This is a genomic window from Pantoea sp. PNA 03-3 (assembly GCF_003201175.1).
GTDB classification, from domain to species: Bacteria; Pseudomonadota; Gammaproteobacteria; order Enterobacterales; family Enterobacteriaceae; genus Pantoea; species Pantoea stewartii.
Genome location: NZ_QICO01000001.1, coordinates 558,680 through 577,479, shown reverse-complemented (window position 1 = coordinate 577,479; position 18,800 = coordinate 558,680). Strand labels below are relative to the sequence as shown.

17 protein-coding genes are annotated in these 18,800 nt (G+C 55.9%); 5 read left to right on the top strand and 12 right to left on the bottom strand.

Translation table 11 applies throughout. From position 1 onward, the window contains the following. Positions 1–4 precede the first annotated feature (4 nt). Entirely contained in the window at positions 5–610 is a 606-nt protein-coding gene (gstA, locus tag C7433_RS02620; RefSeq protein WP_172912631.1) for a glutathione transferase GstA, read from the bottom strand. Between the two features lie 153 nt (positions 611–763). Continuing rightward, positions 764–2,248 carry a dipeptide/tripeptide permease DtpA gene (dtpA, locus tag C7433_RS02615; RefSeq protein ID WP_033741223.1) on the bottom strand — a complete coding sequence of 495 codons (1,485 nt, stop codon included), beginning with the start codon at positions 2,246–2,248 and terminating at the stop codon, positions 764–766. 597 nt (positions 2,249–2,845) lie between these two features. Here dtpA and C7433_RS02610 point away from each other — a divergent pair. Further along, a complete protein-coding gene (locus tag C7433_RS02610) occupies positions 2,846–3,550 on the top strand; it encodes a CTP synthase (RefSeq protein ID WP_110267561.1) in 705 nt (234 codons plus the stop codon). Positions 3,551–3,593: 43 nt separating this feature from the next. On the opposite strand, the gene nth is transcribed toward C7433_RS02610, so the two are convergent. From nth to ydgT, 9 genes are all read right to left on the bottom strand, one after another. Next, positions 3,594–4,226: an endonuclease III gene (gene nth, locus C7433_RS02605; protein ID WP_006119017.1), complete on the bottom strand. Its 633-nt coding sequence runs from the start codon at positions 4,224–4,226 to the stop codon at positions 3,594–3,596. Continuing rightward, on the bottom strand, positions 4,223–4,927 hold the full coding sequence (locus C7433_RS02600; RefSeq protein ID WP_054633871.1) for an electron transport complex subunit E: 705 nt from the start codon (positions 4,925–4,927) through the stop codon (positions 4,223–4,225). The genes nth and C7433_RS02600 overlap by 4 nt, the downstream gene beginning before the upstream one ends. Beyond that, positions 4,920–5,552, bottom strand: a complete 633-nt coding sequence (gene rsxG / locus C7433_RS02595; RefSeq protein ID WP_006119019.1) for an electron transport complex subunit RsxG — start codon at positions 5,550–5,552, stop codon at positions 4,920–4,922. The genes C7433_RS02600 and rsxG overlap by 8 nt, the downstream gene beginning before the upstream one ends. 3 nt (positions 5,553–5,555) lie before the next feature. Continuing rightward, positions 5,556–6,614: an electron transport complex subunit RsxD gene (rsxD, locus tag C7433_RS02590; RefSeq protein ID WP_006119020.1), complete on the bottom strand. Its 1,059-nt coding sequence runs from the start codon at positions 6,612–6,614 to the stop codon at positions 5,556–5,558. After that, positions 6,615–9,332: an electron transport complex subunit RsxC gene (gene rsxC, locus C7433_RS02585; protein WP_110267560.1), complete on the bottom strand. Its 2,718-nt coding sequence runs from the start codon at positions 9,330–9,332 to the stop codon at positions 6,615–6,617. Beyond that, entirely contained in the window at positions 9,325–9,903 is a 579-nt protein-coding gene (rsxB, locus tag C7433_RS02580; protein WP_033741239.1) for an electron transport complex subunit RsxB, read from the bottom strand. The genes rsxC and rsxB overlap by 8 nt, the downstream gene beginning before the upstream one ends. After that, positions 9,903–10,484, bottom strand: coding sequence for an electron transport complex subunit RsxA (gene rsxA / locus C7433_RS02575; RefSeq protein ID WP_013025663.1), 582 nt, complete (start codon positions 10,482–10,484; stop codon positions 9,903–9,905). Before rsxA ends, rsxB begins: the two co-directional genes overlap by 1 nt. A gap of 123 nt (positions 10,485–10,607) precedes the next feature. After that, entirely contained in the window at positions 10,608–11,051 is a 444-nt protein-coding gene (locus C7433_RS02570) for a DUF2569 domain-containing protein (protein ID WP_033741245.1), read from the bottom strand. 107 nt (positions 11,052–11,158) lie between these two features. Beyond that, positions 11,159–11,374 (bottom strand): transcription modulator YdgT, encoded by a 216-nt coding sequence (gene ydgT, locus C7433_RS02565; protein ID WP_033741248.1) that lies wholly within the window; start codon positions 11,372–11,374, stop codon positions 11,159–11,161. Positions 11,375–12,039: 665 nt separating this feature from the next. Here ydgT and ytfQ point away from each other — a divergent pair. Genes ytfQ through yjfF form a run of 4 tightly spaced genes read left to right on the top strand, consistent with a single transcriptional unit; the run spans position 12,040 to position 16,560 of the window. Continuing rightward, positions 12,040–12,996, top strand: coding sequence for a galactofuranose ABC transporter, galactofuranose-binding protein YtfQ (gene ytfQ / locus C7433_RS02560; RefSeq protein ID WP_033741249.1), 957 nt, complete (start codon positions 12,040–12,042; stop codon positions 12,994–12,996). Between the two features lie 54 nt (positions 12,997–13,050). Further along, positions 13,051–14,571: a sugar ABC transporter ATP-binding protein gene (locus C7433_RS02555; protein ID WP_110267559.1), complete on the top strand. Its 1,521-nt coding sequence runs from the start codon at positions 13,051–13,053 to the stop codon at positions 14,569–14,571. Then, positions 14,564–15,580 carry a galactofuranose ABC transporter, ATP-binding protein YtfT gene (gene ytfT, locus C7433_RS02550; RefSeq protein WP_110267558.1) on the top strand — a complete coding sequence of 339 codons (1,017 nt, stop codon included), beginning with the start codon at positions 14,564–14,566 and terminating at the stop codon, positions 15,578–15,580. The genes C7433_RS02555 and ytfT overlap by 8 nt, the downstream gene beginning before the upstream one ends. Further along, complete coding sequence (yjfF, locus tag C7433_RS02545; protein WP_033741251.1) at positions 15,577–16,560, top strand: galactofuranose ABC transporter, permease protein YjfF; 984 nt, start codon at positions 15,577–15,579, stop codon at positions 16,558–16,560. The genes ytfT and yjfF overlap by 4 nt, the downstream gene beginning before the upstream one ends. A 211-nt stretch (positions 16,561–16,771) precedes the next feature. Here yjfF and C7433_RS02540 read toward each other — a convergent pair whose 3' ends face one another. Next, a complete protein-coding gene (locus tag C7433_RS02540) occupies positions 16,772–18,424 on the bottom strand; it encodes a methyl-accepting chemotaxis protein (protein WP_110267557.1) in 1,653 nt (550 codons plus the stop codon). Between the last annotated feature and the right edge of the window lie 376 nt (positions 18,425–18,800).

Below are 18,800 nucleotides of genomic sequence, written 5' to 3'. Positions count from 1 at the left end.
CGTGTCAGATAAGGCCTTCCGCTTTTAGCGCGGCCTGAACCGATGGCCGTTCTTCAACGCGCGCAAACCACTGTTGCAGGTGGCTCAACGCGCTGACATCCAGGTTCAGCGCTTTCGCCCAGCGCGTCACCACATACAGATAAGCATCCGCGACGCTGAAATGCACGCCCATCAGCCAGGGCTTGTCCTGCAGTTCACCGTTTACCCAGGCAAATTTTGCCTCCAGCTGACGGCGCACCAGCGCTTTGTACTCGTCGGGCGCATCGTTGCGGAACAGCGGTGAAAAACTCTTATGTAACTCACTGCTGATGTAGCCGAGCCACTCAATAGTGTGATAACGCGTCAGGCTGCCGACGGGGGCCAGAAGATGACGATCGGGCTTGAGATCGGCCAGGTACTGCACAATCGCCGCGCCTTCAGTCAGGACATTACCCTCACTCAATTGCAGCGCCGGTACCTGACCCTTGGGGTTGATTTGACGAAAATCATCCCCGCGCTCGGTGAGCTTGGTTTGCAGGTCGACATTGACCTGAGTGAAATCCAGACCACATTCACGCAGAACAATATGGGGTGAAAGAGAACAGGCACCAGCTTTACAAAACAGTTTCATCATGAAGCCACCATGTTGCGAGTCGTGTTTGCATAGTAATCCCCTGTGGCAGAATTACCAGTTATTAGCATGAGTAATCTACCAGGAACCGATCGGCGACAAAAACAAAAAAACCGGGCAAGGCCCGGTTTTTGCTGCGTGTCAAAATCGCACTCAGGCTTTTTCCGCTTCCGTCGTCTGCGTCATACGGTTCAGCAGCGGGGCCGTCACCAGCATCAGCACAGCGATGACGGCGGTGGCAATCCCGATCTGCTGGAACACTTTGCCGTACGTGACCAGCGAAATCAGCGGATCGGTAACGTTTTCAGGCACCGCCATCAGGTTGGCCACTTTACCGGCAATGACGGCAGCACCCGCGGTGGTCAGGAACCATGAGCCCATGATAAAGCCCATCAGGCGCTGTGGAACCAGCTGTGCCACCATCGCCAGGCCCAGTCCCGAAATCATCAGTTCGCCGATACTTTGCAGGCCATAGCTGAGAATGAGCCAGTTCAGGGACACGATACCGGCATCGCTGGCAAATTTCGCGCCGACAGGCAATACCAGGAACGCGGCAGAACACAGCACCATGCCGATAGCGAACTTGTGCGGCATCGGCAGCTTGTCGCCCAGCTTGTTATACACGGCTGCCAGAATGGGGCTGGCCAGCATAATCCAGAACGGGTTCAGCGCCTGGAACTGCTCTGGCGCAAAGGTAATGCCAAAAAGGGTGTGCTCAACGTTACGAATCGCAAAGAAGTTCAGCGACGTAGGCATCTGCATGTAAAGCACGAAGAAGACGATGGCTTCGACCATCAGCAGGAAAGCGACAATCATACGGCGACGTGCCGCGCCCTTCAGTGCGAAGGCTTCTTTGGCAAAGATCACCATAATGCCCAGCGCAATCAGGCCCAGCAGAATACGGGCAATGGCCTGATGGTGCAGCATCCAGTTAGCCAGGGCGATCAACACCACAATACCTGCCAGCGTCATCAGCAGTTTGCCGAACTGGAGTGGGGCAAAGTCCGGTTTGGAACCAAAGTCTTTCACCAGGCGCTTACAGAACAGGAAGTTAAGCAGCGTGATGACCAGGCCGATCACCGACAGCGAAAACGCCACGTTATAGCCATATTTTTCGGCTAACCACGGCGTCAGCATCATTGAAAACAGTGAGCCGATGTTGATGGACATGTAGAACATGGTAAAGGCGCCATCAATGCGCGGATCGTCTTTCTCGTAGCAGGTGGAAAGCAGGGAAGAGGGGTTCGCTTTAAACAAGCCGCTGCCCACCGCAATAGTCGCCATACCGATATAGACGACGCTGACGTTATGACCGGAGAAGGCGACAAGCGCGTAGCCGATGGCCAGCACCAGTACACCCAGCACGATAACGCGTTTGGTGCCCAACACTTTATCGCCCAGCCAGCCGCCGATAGCGACCAGACCATAAACCAGTGCGCTAAAGGACGAGAACAGGGTAATGGAGTCGGACTCCGACATGCCCAGCTGTCGAACCAGATAGACGGCCATAATGGCCTGCAGGCCGTAGTAGCCAAAACGTTCCCATAATTCGATTGAAAAGATCAGGTAAAACGCTTTGGGCTGTTTAAAAGCATTAAGGCTGACGGCCTCGTCGGTGTGTTTGTTTGCAGTTGACACTTGTACCTCTGTTATTTCATATCCTGCGTCGTGACAGGCATTCCGTCCGCGCCATGTGATCACACCATGGGCCAGATTTTTATTAGATGGGAAAAACGGCGACTAATTTGGCTGAATAAAGGCGGCAGGGCAAGCGTTTTCTACCTTCTGCCAGACAGGGTCAATATGGTGTTAAAACCTAAATAAATATTACTGATTGAAATTTTGTCATGTTTTCGGGTTTTTTATTGGTTCAAAATACCTGCGTGGAGCTTTTCAGATCGTCAATAATGACATTAACCACTAAACGGCGGTTGCGTAGAGCTTTGCTTTGGAAAGTGATCTTTCATCAGAATAAAGCGCCGGAAATGCGGCTTTTGACGTCGTTTTGCTGAAATAATCTGCATATTATGACGCAAAACGACGTCGGGTGCGCAATAAAGTTGATTAAACTCACATTATTCGCTGTTATTTCAGCAGAAGAAAAATGGTTTCATCAGGAAATAATGCGTCCGGCCCTTAATTAACAGGCGTAAAAAACCAGCAAAAATGCGCTCACCTGCTCGACAGCGCACGCGCACTCACGTAGCCTCTTTATTTCCTAAAAAGGATGTTGCTATGTCGTTATCTTTACGTCTCGCCTTAGTGGGGGACTACCGCCCGGACGCTGTTTCGCATCAATCCATTCCCCTGGCGCTGGCGCGCGCCGCGGCGCACCTTGCCATTCCGATTGAGCCTGACTGGATTCCCACCCCGGATTTAGATGATCTGTCCGCCGTTACGCAGCATGATGCCGTCTGGCTGGTGCCAGGCAGCCCCTATAAAAACGATGACGGCGTGTTTAGCATGCTGCGTTGGGTACGGGAAAACGGTAAGCCCTTTCTCGGCTCCTGTGGCGGGTTTCAGTATGCGGTTATCGACTATGCCCGCCACGTATTGGGCTGGGAAGATGCCAGTCATGCCGAAACCAGCGAAACCGGTCGGATGGTGATTGCGCCGCTAAACTGCTCACTGGTCGAACAGCGAGGGGAGGTCACGTTTGCACCCGGCTCGCGTATGGCCAGCGCCTACGGTGCGCTGACCAGCGATGAAGGTTATCATTGCAATTTTGGCGTGAATCCGGCTTTCAGTGCGGCGCTGCAGGGTAAAAACATGCGGATCACGTCCTGGGATCTGAACGGCGATGTGCGCGGCATTGAACTGACCGATCATCCTTTCTATGTCGCCACCTTATTCCAGTCCGAACGGGCGGCATTACAGGATAAGGATTCGCCGCTGGTGATGGCCTGGATGCGGGCGGCGCTGGCGCAGCGTCAGCGCTGAACAGTAAAACAGCCTGTGACCAGTCACAGGCTGTTATCCGGGCTTATTCGACCTTATCGGGATATTCACACAGATCTTCAATCAGGCAGGACCCGCAACGCGGTTTGCGCGCCACGCAGGTGTAACGACCGTGCAGAATCAGCCAGTGATGGCAGTCGACTTTAAACGCCTTCGGCACGACTTTTAACAGTTTCTCTTCGACCTGCTCGACGTTCTTACCCGGCGCAAAATTCGTCCGGTTGCAGACGCGGAAAATGTGCGTATCCACCGCAATCGTCGGCCAGCCAAAAGCCGTATTCAGCACCACGTTAGCCGTTTTACGGCCGACGCCAGGTAAGGCTTCGAGCGCGGCGCGATCTTCAGGCACCTGACCGCCGTGCTGGTCCAGTAAAATACGGCAGGTCTTAATCACGTTCTCGGCTTTACTGTTGAACAGGCCGATCGTTTTGATGTACTCCTTCACGCCGTCCACGCCCAGCGCCAGCATTGCAGCAGGTGTATTCGCCACCGGGTACAGCTTTGCAGTAGCCTTGTTAACGCTCACGTCCGTCGCCTGAGCCGACAGCAGAACCGCAATCAGCAGTTCAAACGGCGAGGTGAACTGCAGCTCGGTCGTAGGGTGAGGGTTGGCCTGCTGCAGACGACTGAGAATCTCAATGCGTTTCGTCTGGTTCACACGGCTTTTCCCGTGTTGCCCTGCGGCGCATCAAGCGCCGCGTCTTCTGCGCGACGCGCTGCGCGCTGCTTCATTTTCTGATCGATCACATATTTCCCCGCCAGCATCATGCCCAGACCGATAAAGGCACCCGGCGGGAGCATTGCCAGCAGCATTGGCGAGTTAAAATGAATCACGTCAATCCGCAACACTTTAGCCCAGGGACCCAGTAACTGATCCGCACCGTTAAACAATGTGCCGCTGCCGATGATTTCACGGATCGATCCCAGTACCACCATTGCGCAGGTGGCGCCCATACCGATAGCAAAGCCATCCAGTGCGGCAAGGGGAATACTGCTTTTCGAGGCCACGGCTTCAGCCCGGCCCACAACGATGCAGTTGGTCACGATCAGCGGAATAAAAATACCGAGTGACTGATACAGACCGTAGGCGTAAGCGTTAATCAGCATCTGCACGCAGCTTACGACAGAGGCGATGATCATCACGTAGATAGGAATACGGATCTCAGAAGGCACCCAACGACGCGAGGCCGAAATAAAACTGTTTGTCAGGGTCAGCACCAGCGTCGTGGCAAGCCCCAGCCCCAGAGCATTGGTGGCCGTAGCGGTCACCGCCAGCAAAGGGCACAGGCCCAGCAGTTGCACCAGCGCCGAGTTATTTTTCCACAGCCCGCCGACCAGCAGGTTTTTCGCTTCACTCATTGGCGTCTCCACATTCGGGTAACGAAGAGAGTTTCCCTTTCAGGGATTCAATTAACAATGCCGTACGTTTGGTGGCATTCACGACGGCGCGCGGGGTAATGGTGGCACCGGTAAACTGGTCGAATTCGCCGCCATCTTTTTTGACGGCAAACGCTTTGTCATTCGGCCCGGTTACCACTTTGCCATTAAAACTGTTGATCCAGTCAGAAATCCGTAACTCGATTTTGTCCCCCAGGCCTGGCGTTTCATGGTGCTCAATCACCCGCACGCCGAGTACCTTACCGTGAAAATCCGCGCCGACCAGCATCTGAATCGCGCCAGAATAGCCATCCGGAGCGGTGGTTTCCAGGGCGGCGGCCACAGGTTCGTTGCCTTTTCGCGCCAGATAAAGATGATGAGGACTGGCATTACCCAGCGCCGCATCAGTGACAACGTAACATTCCTGCTGAATGTGGTTATCGTACATATCGGTCGGCACCACCTGATCCAGCAGATTTTTTTGCTGTAACTGCGTCTGGTGCTCGACGGTGGGTTTGGTCACGGTATTTACAACAGCAGTAACGCCGGTGGTAATCGCGGCAAAGAGAGCCAGGGTCACGCCATTCTTGCGTATGGTGTCCAGCATCATTTAATCCTTTTGATGACCGTAAACGCGCGGCTGCGTGTAATAGTCAATCAGCGGTACGCATATATTAGCCAGCAGAACGGCGAAAGCAACGCCGTCCGGATAACCGCCAAAACTCCGAATGAGCCATACCAGCAGACCAATAAGGGCACCATAAATCAGACGGCCACGGTCAGTGGTGGAGGCGGTAACCGGATCGGTGGCGATAAAAAATGCGCCCAGCATCGTCGCCCCGGAAAACAGATGAATCAGCGGACTGTTCAGCGAGGCGGGAGCCAGTAACCAACCAAGCGTGGCGCAGACGGTCAGCGACAGCAACATCGCGGCCGGAATATGCCAGCGAATGGTGTTTTTCCACAGCAGGAATACCCCGCCAAGCAGGTAACCCACGTTGACCCATTGCCAGCCCAGACCGGCCAGAACGCCGCTGTAAATGGGCTGGGCTAACAGTTGCTCTGCACTGTGGCCTGCGCGCAAGCCGGTTTTAAAGGTATCCAGCGGTGTGGCCTGGCTGACACCGTCCACGCCCAACTGCAGTTGCTGTAACGTATCGCCCGCCAGCGTATGACCCGTAAAGATCATGCTCAGCGAGTCCAGCACGCCGGGTTTAATCACCTGTAAGGCTTCTGGCGGCATCCAGCTGGTCATCTGAACCGGAAATGAGATCAGAAGAACGACATAGCCGACCATGGCCGGGTTGAAGGGGTTTTGTCCCAGGCCACCGTACAACTGTTTGGCAATAACAATCGCAAATACCGTACCGACCACCACTAACCACCAGGGGGCCAGAGACGGGATGCTGATCCCCAGCAGAATTGCCGTCAGCAGGGCGGAGTTGTCGGCCAGCTGAGGGGCGACCGGTGTGTTACGCAGGCGCAGGATAGCCGCTTCTGTCAGCAACGCTGTCAGCGAGGCCAACACAACCTGCAATAAGGTTCCCACGCCAAAAAAGTAGCACTGCGCGGCAAAACCAGGCAGCGCCGCCAGGATAACCAGCATCATGATGTTGCCGGTACTGCGGCGGTTATGAGTATAAGGTGAACTTGCGATACGGAACGCCATTTAATCCTCAGGTGTCAATGTCGATTGCGCTTTACGCGCTTTGGCACGGGCGACAGCCGCCGCAATCGCGGCTTTACGCGCATCGGCGGGGTGATCGAGTTCAGGTGCCTCTTCGGCTTCGGCATTGGCATGATTAGCCTGCTCCTGCGCCCTCTCTGCCTGCTCAACGTCCCTGTGCGCTTCGGCCGCCGCGACAGCCGCCTCACGGGACGCGTCTTCTGCCTGCGCCTGTGCGGCAGCGCGCTTTTTCGCTTTGGCACGTTCAACGGCGGCAGCCACCGCGGCCTTACGCGGGTCTTCGGGTGCAGTGTCGGCCGTCTCACCGTCAGCCGCCTGGGCGGCTTTCTTCGCTTTGGCTCGTTCGACGGCAGCGGCTACCGCGGCTTTGCGCGGATCGTCGGATGCTGTGTCGGCAGCCTCAGCGTCAGCCGCCGCCCGGGCGGCTTTCTTCGCTTTGGCACGTTCAATGGCAGCGGCTACCGCGGCCTTGCGCGGATCGTCGGATGCGGTGTTGGCCGTCTCAGCGTCAGCCGCCTGGGCGGCTTTCTTCGCTTTGGCACGTTCGACGGCAGCGGCTACCGCGGCTTTACGCGGATCGTCGGATGCGGTGTCGGCAGCCTCAGCGTCAGCCACCGTCTGGGCGGCTTTCTTCGCTTTGGCACGTTCGACGGCAGCGGCCACCGCGGCTTTACGCGGATCGTCGGATGCGGTGTCGGCAGCCTCAGCGTCAGCCGCCGTCTGGGCGGCTTTCTTCGCTTTGGCACGTTCGACGGCAGCGGCTACCGCGGCTTTACGCGGATCTTCGGATGCGGTGTCGGCCGTCTTAGCGTCAGCCGCCTGGGCGGCTTTCTTCGCTTTGGCACGTTCGACGGCGGCGGTCACCGCGGCTTTACGTGGATCTTCAGATGCGGTGTCGGCAGCCTCAGCGTCAGCCGACGCCTGGGCGGCTTTCTTCGCTTTGGCACGTTCGATGGCGGCGGTCACCGCGGCTTTGCGTGGATCCGCCACCGCCGTTTCAGTCGTGTCCGTACTGTCAGGCGTCACCGGTTTCTTCGCTCTGGCACGCGCAATTGCCGCTTCAACCGCAGCCTTGCGTGGATCGGTCGTCTGACGACTCAGCGCCTGGGTTTCCGCCTGTGCCTCAGCCTGCCGTAACCGGGCCTGCGCATGTCGTGCCTCGGCAGCGGCATCTTCATTCTCAGCAGATTGTTTCGCCCGGGCGCGGGCTTTTGCCGCAGCCAGTTCTCCGCTTTCGCTGCGGGCTACGCGCTGTTTGGCTTCAGCATGACGTGCTTCACGCGCCTGCTTTTCCCGCTCCAGTCGTGCCTGGCGTGCCTCAAAACGCGCTTTCGCTTCCAGCGTGCGTTTGGCTTCCAGGTCGATGGCGCGCAGCTCAGCTTTCTCCTGGCGATAGTACTGCACCAGCGGAATGTTACTCGGGCAGACGTAGGCGCACGCACCACATTCAATGCAGTCATCAATGTGATGAGCACGGGCTTTATCGTGATCGCCTCCCTGGCTATACCAGTACAGCTGCTGTGGCAGCAGGTTGGCCGGACAGGCGTCAGCACAGGCAGAGCAACGAATGCAGGACTGTTCCTGTTGCGTGTTGCCCATCTCAGTGCCGGACGGGGCCAGAATACAGTTGGTGATCTTCACGACCGGCACATCCAGCGACGGCAGGGTAAAGCCCATCAGCGGGCCGCCCATAATGACCATTTGTCCTGGTGAAGGGTGAAAACCGACCTGGTGCAACAGGTGGCTGATTGGCGTCCCTAAGCGGCTCCACACGTTCCGGGGTTGCGCGATGGCTTCACCGGTGAGTGTCACCACGCGCTCGGTGATCGGTTCGCCATTGATAATGGCGCGCTTCACGGCCCATGCCGTACCGACGTTTTGCATCACCACGCCAATATCCGTAGAGCGACCACCATGCGGCACTTCCATGCCGGTGAGTATTTTGGTCAGCTGCTTAGCGCCGCCGGACGGATATTTCGTCGGGATAACGCGGATCTGTAAATCCCGCTCACCACCCAACGCCTGCTTCAGGGCGGCGATAGCCTCGGGTTTGTTATCTTCGATACCAATCAGCACGCGCTCCGCCTGAAGCACCCAGGCCAGAATGCGGCATCCTTCCAGCACCTCGGCGGCGCAGTCCTGCATCAGACGATCGTCAGCGGTGATGTAAGGTTCGCACTCAGCCGCGTTAATGATCAGCGTGTTGACGCCCTGCAGGCCGCCTTTCAGTTTGGTGGCCGTCGGGAAGCCCGCGCCGCCCAGACCGGCGATGCCGGCATCATGTATGCGTTTAAGAATGGCGCTGCGTTCATGCTGACGGTAGTCCGGAAGCGGGGAGAGCGGCATCCAGCGATCGTCACCGTCAGGCGTCAGAAAAATACACAGCTCTGACAGGCCAGACGGGTGCGCTGTCATGTGCTGAGCGATAGCGTCAATGACGCCCGACGTGGGCGCATGTACAGGCAGCATTCTGCCCTGTCCAAACGTAAGCGGCTGGCCGCGCAGCACCTTATCGCCAGGGGAAACGCAAATTTCGCCTTCGTGGCCAATATGTTGCTTCAGGGGAATGATAAACCGGTGCGGCAGCGGCAATTCAGCGAGCGGCGTGCCGTTGGACTGGGTTTTCATCTCAGGCGGATGAATCCCGCCCTGAAAATCCCAGATCTTCTCTTTTTTAAAGAAATTAAGCAGATTAAGCATGACTCTCTACCGGGATCACCCGAACAGGAATGGTATTCAGATCCCACTTCCAGTTGGCCGTGGTGGTGGCAACCGGACGCATTTCAATGCAGTCGGTAGGACAGGGGGCAACACACAGATCGCAGCCGGTGCAGACATCGCTCAGCACGGTATGCATGGCGCGCGTGGCACCGACGATGGCGTCAACCGGGCAGGCCTGAATGCACTTTGTGCAGCCAATACAGTTTTCTTCGTCAATCCACGCGACGGTACGCACGGGCGCTTTGGCCTCGTCATCGCCATCGATCGGTTGTGGCTCAACATTGAGCAGGGCGGCCAGCTTAAGCATGGTCTGCTCACCACCGGGCGCGCATTTGTTAATGGCTTCGCCATTGTTGCCCACGGCGTCAGCATAGGGACGACAGCCGGGGTAACCACACTGACCGCACTGGCTCTGCGGCAACACGGCGTCAATCTGCTCAACAATGGGATCTTCTTCGACTTCAAAGCGGCGTGAAGCGTAACCCAGCAGGGCACCAAAGACCAGGCTCAGGGCGCTCAGTACCGCCACCGCTATCCAAATTGCACTCATCAGAATTTCACCAGACCTGTAAAGCCCATAAAGGCCAGTGCCATCAGCCCCGCGGTGATCAACGCAATAGAATTCCCTTTGAAGGGGGCCGGGACATTCGCCAGCACCAGACGCTCACGCATCCCGGCAAATAACACCATCACCAGCGAGAAGCCCAGCGAGGCGCTGAATCCATACAGCGCCGCCTGAAGAAAGGTGTGATTGAGGTTAACGCTCAACAGGGGGACGCCCAGTACCGCACAGTTTGTCGTGATCAACGGCAGGAAAATACCCAGCAGGCGATACAGCGATGGGCTGGTTTTGCGCACCACCATTTCGGTGAACTGAACGACAACCGCGATCACCAGGATATAAGCCATGGTCCGCAGATACACTAAGTCCAGCGGAACCAGAATGAGGTGATTCACCAGCCACGCGCAAATGGAGGCCAGCGTAATCACAAACGTGGTGGCGAGGCCCATGCCAATGGCCGTTTCCAGCTTTTTGGAAACGCCCATAAACGGGCAAAGGCCGAGAAACTTCACCAACACGAAGTTGTTCACCAGCACTGTGCCAACAAAAAGGAGAAGATAATCGGTCATTTTTTCGCCTGAATACCAGAAAGCGGCTTATTATCATTGATAAAGCGCTGCATCACAACTCCATCGCATTATTGTCAGCCGCCAACCGCACTCAGAATTAAACTCTTGACGAAAACAGCAGCGTTATCGCTGAGTAAATGTCGCTTTTACCCGCGCGGAACGTTTGAAATAGGGAACAAAAACGGCGGCGGCGGCCAGTGAGAGTAGCAAAGTCTGCAACGCGCGTGCATCAGACACCGGCGTAAAGGCAAAGGTTTTCAGCGCCAGCAAAACGGTGATCAGCAACCACACGATATAGTGACGCGGCAGACGGTGCGAACGTTTAAAGAACATCCACACAACCCACATGCTGTAAGCCCACAATGCGGTGGCGGTCAATAATGAAATGGCCCAATAGCCCGTCACCAGCGAACGGTGGTTAAACAAGGTTTCGCGCCATTGCGCATCAAACAGTGGCGTCAGATACATGGCCATCACCAGCGCGGTGGTCAGCAGCGTCATCAGCAACCATGCCAGTGGCAGTAAAAGCCAGCCGCCAATACGTGGGGCTGTCATCGGGGTCGTCATTGCGGTTCATCCTGTTTCAACGTCGTCAGCGGGTCAGAATAGCATGTTAAGACAGACGCAAACCAACAGTGAAAACAGGAGGGCGGGAACAGGGGAGATGCGCGGGATTACACCACGTAGCGCCAGACTGACTTTGGTACGCAGCCCAGGTCGAACAAGCGGCCACCCGATGCGAGTTCGGCACGACGATGGTCGGCTGCCCGGTACATATTGATAATGTCTTTGTCGTCCGACAGCGAATAATTCAGATGGTCATACAGTTTTTCAAGACTTTCAAGGTTATTCACTTTGCGAAATTTTAACAGGTAATCGTGCGCAGTCATTTTTGTCATAACGAATCAATAAGAAAGAAGGCCAAGTATAGGGAGCCGCTTAACGCTGTCCAGTTCCGCGGATGAAAAAAAGCAAAAATCAGACAAACGTGGGGCATAGCTCGCTAAAGGTGAATTTTATCAGGTTTTGAATCGTCGCCATAATCCTGTCGCTGTAAAGCGGTGCATCCAGACCCAACCTAAAAGAATCATTTCTGAGTCACAAGTCACTTTTTATCTGCTTTTATGTACGAATCGATTGTGTATAACTGCGATTCAGGGCCGGATAACAAAATAACCAGGATAAACCTCAGGCCAGTGCGGTCAGCGGAATCGTTTCATGCCGGAGACAGGGGATTTCTGTGTGTGCTGGAAATCACAAAACAGACTTTTCCCGGGGCTGAAAACGGGATGGCTCATTCTGTACGCCTGGCTGTAATCGTTTTCAGCAGAGTCACACTTAAGCGATTCTGTTTATTACATTTATTTAACGTAAGTTGAAAAAAGACACAGGCGTTTTGTCCATAAGCCCGCGCTGAGAGCATTCCGTTAATCAACGTAACCCCTTTAAATCGCTCAGTTTTGTGAGGCGTGTCGCCCTAATCTGCCCTTTTTTACGTCAGGCTACACAGGCACTTTACCCTGTACAGCAAACGCCCTTCAGAGGAAGAAAAACTATGTGGAAACGTTTACTCCTGACGACAATGGTCAGCGCCGCATTAAGTGGCTCAGTGTTAGCGGCGGAAATGACAGTGGGATTCTCACAGGTAGGCTCAGAATCCGGCTGGCGTTCGGCTGAAACCAATGTCGCAAAAAGCGAAGCCAAAAAACGCGGCATTAATTTAAAGATCGCCGATGGTCAACAGAAACAAGAGAATCAGATTAAAGCCGTGCGCTCCTTTATCGCGCAGGGCGTGGACGCCATCTTTATTGCGCCTGTTGTGCAGACGGGCTGGGAGCCGGTATTAGAAGAAGCCAAAGATGCCAAAATCCCGGTATACCTGCTGGACCGCGCCATCGTCGTAAAAGATAACTCGCTCTATCAGGCCGTTGTCACCGCCGATAACGTTCTGGAAGGTAAGCTGATTGGTGACTGGCTGGTAAAAACCGTCGGCGATAAAAAATGTAATGTCGTAGAGCTGCAAGGCACGGTCGGCGCGAGCGTCGCCATCGATCGTAAAAAAGGCTTTGCTGAAGCGATCAGTGGCCACCCGAATATTAAAGTGATTCGCTCTCAGTCTGGCGACTTTACCCGCAGTAAAGGGAAAGAAGTCATGGAAAGTTTCATCAAGGCCGAGAACAACGGCAAAAATATCTGCATGGTTTATGCCCATAACGACGATATGGCCATCGGGGCCATTCAGGCGATCAAAGAAGCCGGTCTGAAACCGGGCAAAGATATTCTGACCGGATCGATCGATGGTGTGCCGGATATCTACAAAGCGATGCTGGCCGGGGAAGCCAACGCTAACGTCGAGCTGACGCCAGATATGGCCGGCCCGGCCTTTGACGCGCTGGAAAAATTCAAAAAAGACGGCACCCTGCCTCCCAAAATTATCAGAACCGAATCAAAACTCTTTTTACCTGCTGACGCGCAGGCCGAGTTAGACAAGAAAAAGAACATGGGTTACTAAGCCGCAGGCCGCCCTTCGGGGCGGTCTTCTTTGATGTAGGGCGGAGTTGACAGCATGACGATACACAATGAATCACCTCTTTTAGCCATCAACGGCGTCAGTAAAGGTTTTCCCGGCGTGAAAGCGCTGGACGATGTCTCTTTCAGCCTGCGCAAAGGCGAAATCATGGCGCTGTTAGGTGAGAACGGCGCAGGCAAATCAACCCTGATCAAAGTGCTGACCGGCGTGTACACCCGCGACAGCGGCACGATTACGTTAAACGGTCAGGCCATTTCGCCGCGCAGTACTGCTGAAGCACAGAAAATCGGTATCGGCACGGTCTACCAGGAAGTGAATATGCTGCCGAATATGTCGGTGGCCGATAATCTGTACATTGGGCGCGAGCCGCGTCGGTTCGGCATGATTGATCGTAAGCGCATGGTGCGCGAGGCGGATGCCCTGATGCGCAAATACGGTTTTGCACTGGACGTCACGCGGCCGCTTGGTCATTACTCCGTCGCGATGCAGCAGATTATTGCGATCTGCCGGGCGGTGGATCTCTCCGCCCAGGTATTAATCCTCGATGAACCCACCGCCAGTCTGGATGCCAGCGAAGTGGAAATGCTGTTCACCCTTATGACAGAGTTAAAACATCGCGGGATGAGCCTGATCTTCGTCACCCATTTTCTGGACCAGGTTTACCGCATTACCGATCGCATTACCGTTCTGCGCAACGGCAAGTTTATTGCCACGCACGACACCGCTACGCTGCCGCAACTTGAGCTGGTCAAACTGATGATTGGCCGGGAACTGATGGCGACCGCGCTGCAGCGTCAGGGCAGTACGCTGAAGAGCAACCAGCCGGTCGTGTCATTCGAAGATTATGGTAAGAAGGGCACGATCGAACCTTTCACGCTTCAGGTCCGGCCGGGTGAAGTGGTCGGGCTGGCAGGCTTGCTGGGCTCGGGGCGGACCGAAACCGCAGAGGTGCTGTTTGGCATTCGCCGCGCCGATCGCGGCACGGCAAAAATCAAGGGCAGGGTTGAACCGATCCGTACGCCCGCGCAGGCTTCCCGTCTGGGGATGGGCTTTTGTCCGGAAGACCGAAAAACCGACGGAATTATCGGGGCGGCTTCTGTCCGCGAGAACATCATTCTGGCGTTACAGGCGCAGCGCGGCTGGCTGCGCCCGATCAAGAAACGCGAGCAGCAGGCGATTGCCGAGCGTTTTATTAAAAGCCTGGGCATTCGCACACCGCACGCGGAGCAGCCCGTCGAGCTGTTGTCGGGCGGAAACCAGCAAAAGGTGCTGTTGTCTCGCTGGCTGGTGACAAAACCGCAGTTCCTGATTCTGGATGAACCCACGCGCGGCATTGACGTGGGCGCACATGCCGAAATTATCCGCTTAATTGAATCGTTATGTGCCGATGGGCTGGCACTACTGGTCATTTCCTCGGAGCTGGAAGAGCTGGTGGGCTATGCCGATCGCGTCATCATTATGCGCGATCTGAAACAGGTAGCAGAAATCCCCCTCGAGGCGCTTTCTGTGGCGGCAATCGTTAACGCCATTGCTGATGGAGGTACGCAGCATGCTTGAATCACCGGTTACCCCGACCCGGGCGACACGTCGCACGTTCAGGCTGCCGCCAGGCATGCCGCAACTTATCGCGCTGTTGCTGGTGCTGTTGGTCGACAGCCTGGTTGCCACGAATTTCTTCGCCATCCATTTACAGGATGGCCGGCTGTTTGGCAGCCCGATTGATATCCTCAACCGGGCTGCGCCGGTAGCCTTACTGGCCGTCGGCATGACCTTAGTGATTGCCACAGGCGGGATCGATTTATCGGTCGGCGCCGTTATGGCGATTGCCGGCGCGACGGCGGCCACGCTGACCGTGGCGGGCCACAGCGTGCCGTTTATTATTCTGGTCACGGTGGCCAGCGGGCTGGCCTGCGGGCTGTGGAACGGCATTCTGGTTGCGTTGTTACGCATACAGCCATTTGTGGCGACCCTGATTTTGATGGTGGCCGGGCGCGGCATCGCCCAGTTAATTACGCAGGGACAGATCGTGACGTTTAACAACGACAGCCTGGGCTGGTTCGGCAACGGCGCGCTCTGGCTGTTGCCGGTGCCGGTCTGGATCACGATTGCGGTCGCGCTGCTGGTCTGGCTGCTGGTGCGTAAAACGGCCCTTGGGTTGTTTATCGAAGCCGTCGGGATCAACCTGCGCGCTGCGCGTAATGCGGGCGTGAATGGCTGGCTGGTCGTGATGTCCACCTATGCCATCAGCGGAATCTGCGCAGCGGTGGCGGGGCTGATTGTGGCGGCCGATATTCGCGGGGCCGATGCGAACAACGCGGGGCTGTGGCTGGAGCTGGACGCCATTCTGGCGGTGGTGATTGGCGGTGCCTCGCTGATGGGCGGGCGATTTAACATTCTGCTGTCGCTGATGGGGGCACTGATTATTCAGGCGATGAATACCGGTATTTTACTGTCGGGCTTTCCGCCGGAACTTAATCAGGTGGTGAAGGCGGTGGTGGTGATGTGTGTACTGCTGCTGCAATCCCCGCGCTTTATTGCGATGTTTAAACGGAGACGTGCATCATGATTAAACGTCATCTGCCTTTAATGATTACGCTGCTGGTGTTTGTACTCGGCTATCTGTTTTGCCTGAGCCAGTTTCCCGGTTTTGCCTCGACGCGGGTCATCTGTAATATTCTGACGGATAACGCGTTTCTGGGCATTATCGCGGTGGGCATGACCTTTGTGATTCTGTCGGGCGGCATCGATCTGTCTGTGGGGGCCGTCATCGCGTTTTCTGGCGTCTTCCTGGCCAAAGTCATCGGCGATTATCACCTTAATCCGCTGGTGGCCTTTGCCCTGGTCCTCTGCATGGGGGCGCTGTTTGGTGCGATGATGGGCTGGCTAATCGACGCACTCAAAATCCCTGCGTTTATTATTACGCTGGCGGGCATGTTTTTCCTGCGTGGATGCAGCTATCTGGTCTCCGAAAACTCCATTCCGATTGATCATCCGCTGTACGCCACGCTTTCCGGCCTGGCCTGGAAAGTGCCGGGCGGCGGGCGGCTCAGTTTGCTGGCGTTGATCATGTTGCTGGTGGTTGTAGGCGGGATGATTCTGGCGCACCGCACCCGGTTCGGTAATCAGGTGTACGCCATCGGGGGCAATATGACTTCCGCGCAGCTGATGGGCGTTTCAACCCGCGCCACGACCATCAAAATCTATATGTTGTCGACCACGTTAGCCTCGCTGGCGGGTATTGTGTTTTCCATCTACACCTCTGCGGGTTATGCGCTGGCCGGGCTGGGCGTTGAGCTGGATGCCATCGCCTCTGTCGTCATCGGGGGAACCCTGCTGTCCGGTGGTGTAGGAACCCTTCTCGGCACGTTATTTGGCGTCCTGATTCAGGGGCTGATTCAGACCTGGATTAACTTCGACGGCACGCTCAGTTCCTGGTGGACCAAAATCGCCATCGGCATCCTGCTGTTTGCCTTTATCGCCCTGCAACGGTTACTCACCGTAATGTGGGACAGGCAGCAGAATGCACCGGTGAAGCGGCTGAGTTGACGTCAGGCAGGTGCATGAGAAAGCGGCGCTGCGGCGCCGCTTTTGTCGGTGTCGGGCAGGGAAGACGGACGCGACGAACCTGCGGCAACCTTATCGTCATCTCAGGCGCGGGCATCAACGATGAGGACTCGGGCGCAGGGGGAATAAGCCCGCACGGCCGCCGGGCTCTGTCTTTGAAACCGCCGCGCCGGTACCCGACGCGGTAAGGTTATTAAAAGCTCGTCCAGCCGTCGTCGGCATTGTCCGCCTTCGTGGTAACCGCCTTCGTCTGGCGTGAAGACATGACCGTGGGCGCGACACCGGCCGTCGCCACCGTGGTCGCCGGAGAACCCAGGCTGAACACGGAAACGGCCTGTAACAGCATGTCGGCCTGTTCTTTCAGACTGGATGCGGCAGACGCGGATTCTTCCACCAGTGACGCATTCTGCTGTGTGGTGCTGTCCATTTCCGTCACGGCGGTGCCCACTTGCTCAATGCCACGCGCCTGTTCGGCACTGGCAGTGGTAATCTCTTCTACCGTATCTGTCAGTTTGCCCACAGCAGACAGAATGCCTGACATGGTTTCAGACGCGTGAACGACCAGTTCATTTCCCTGGCCTACGCTTTGGGCGTTTGCCGCGATCAGCTGGCGAATTTCACCGGCTGCGGTGGCGCTGCGCTGTGCCAGCGATCGCACTTCACTGGCGACGACCGCAAAGCCTTTGCCGTGCTCGCCTGCACGGGCGGCTTCCACCGCGGCGTTAAGCGCAAGGATATTGGTCTGGAAAGCGATCCCGTCGATAACGGCGGTGATTTCAGCGATACGGCCGGAGCTGTCGCTGATGGATTTCATGGTGCCGGTGATCGCCTCTGTCGCGTCACTGCCTTTATTGGCCACTTCCCGCACACTGACCGCCAGTTGCCCCGCCTGACGGGCATTGTCGACGTTATTTTTGACCGTCATACCCAACTGCGTCATCGTTGCGGCGGTCTGTTCCAGCGAGCTGGCCTGTTCTTCGGTTCGTTGTGAAAGCTCTGCATTACCCTGAGCAATCTGTGTGCTGGCCGAGGCAACACTCTCCGCGTTTTTCCTGACCAGGCTGACCGTATTGATTAGCGAATCCTGCATTTCGCGGATGGCGGACAACAGTTTGCCCGTTTCATCTTTACCCGTGGTTACGACGACACCACTCAGATCGCCGTGGGACACGCGATAGGCGGCCTCAACCGCTTCTTTCAGTGGACGTGTAATACTGCGGGTGATAATCGCGGCGGATATGGCGGCCAACAGCAGCGCAACAATCCCGGCAATAATGAGTATCATCAGCGCATCGGCGCGATCTTCCCCCGATTTGTCGGCCGCGTATTTCATGCGCGCTTCCTGAAACGTCTGCATCTCTTTCAGCGACGCCATGAAGTCACCCTGCGTCTGGTAACGGGGGCCAAAAAGCAGCTGCGTCGCCTCATCACTTTTTCCCTGCTGAGCCAGCGCGACAACCTCATCGATAAAAGGCAGGAACAGGGCTGAGCGGGCGTTCAGTTGGTCAAAAATCGCTTTGCCCTGAGACGTGCTGACCTGTTTGCCCATCTGCGCGATCAGCGTATCCACTTCATGACGTTCCCCACGGTAATCACTTATGGCTTTCTCTCTTTTCGTCACGTCTTTAAGAAGAATGGCATTTCGTGCCAGACGGCTCATATCAGAGGTGTAATAGCGCAACGCAGCAGACGAGGAGGATTTGCTGTAGAGCGCGCCCGAGATCTCATCATTGGCGTTGCCGAGTGAGTTAATTTTTATCACGCCGATCAGGACCATAAAAATAACCAGCAGCGCCATAAAGCCGAAGGCGGCCCCAAGCCGTATTCCAATTCTGATGTTGTTCATATGCATTCCATAGTGTCAGGCCCCGGCATGAACGAGCCCGATGGGCGAGCTGATGCGAAGATGTTTTACGTAAAAGTCGGAAGGTGATCGGTATAAAATTTTGTAAGGTTAACTATCGCCAGTCGTGGTATCGGCATTATTCGGCAAAGGCTTTAGGTGAAATATTCACGTTGAGTAACATTTAACCATGTGAATAATTTGTTAAATAAAGCACGGCTGAGTGGTTGTCTTATGGCCTCGTGCGGCGCATCGTCAGAACGAGACCGCTAAAAGCCGTGACAGGCGTAAACTGCCAGGTTCAGAAAGGGCGTAACCCGTCGGGTGAGGAAAAAACGTGTCTGTGTCGATATGGCCGCCAGACAGCAGCGGTAGTGGG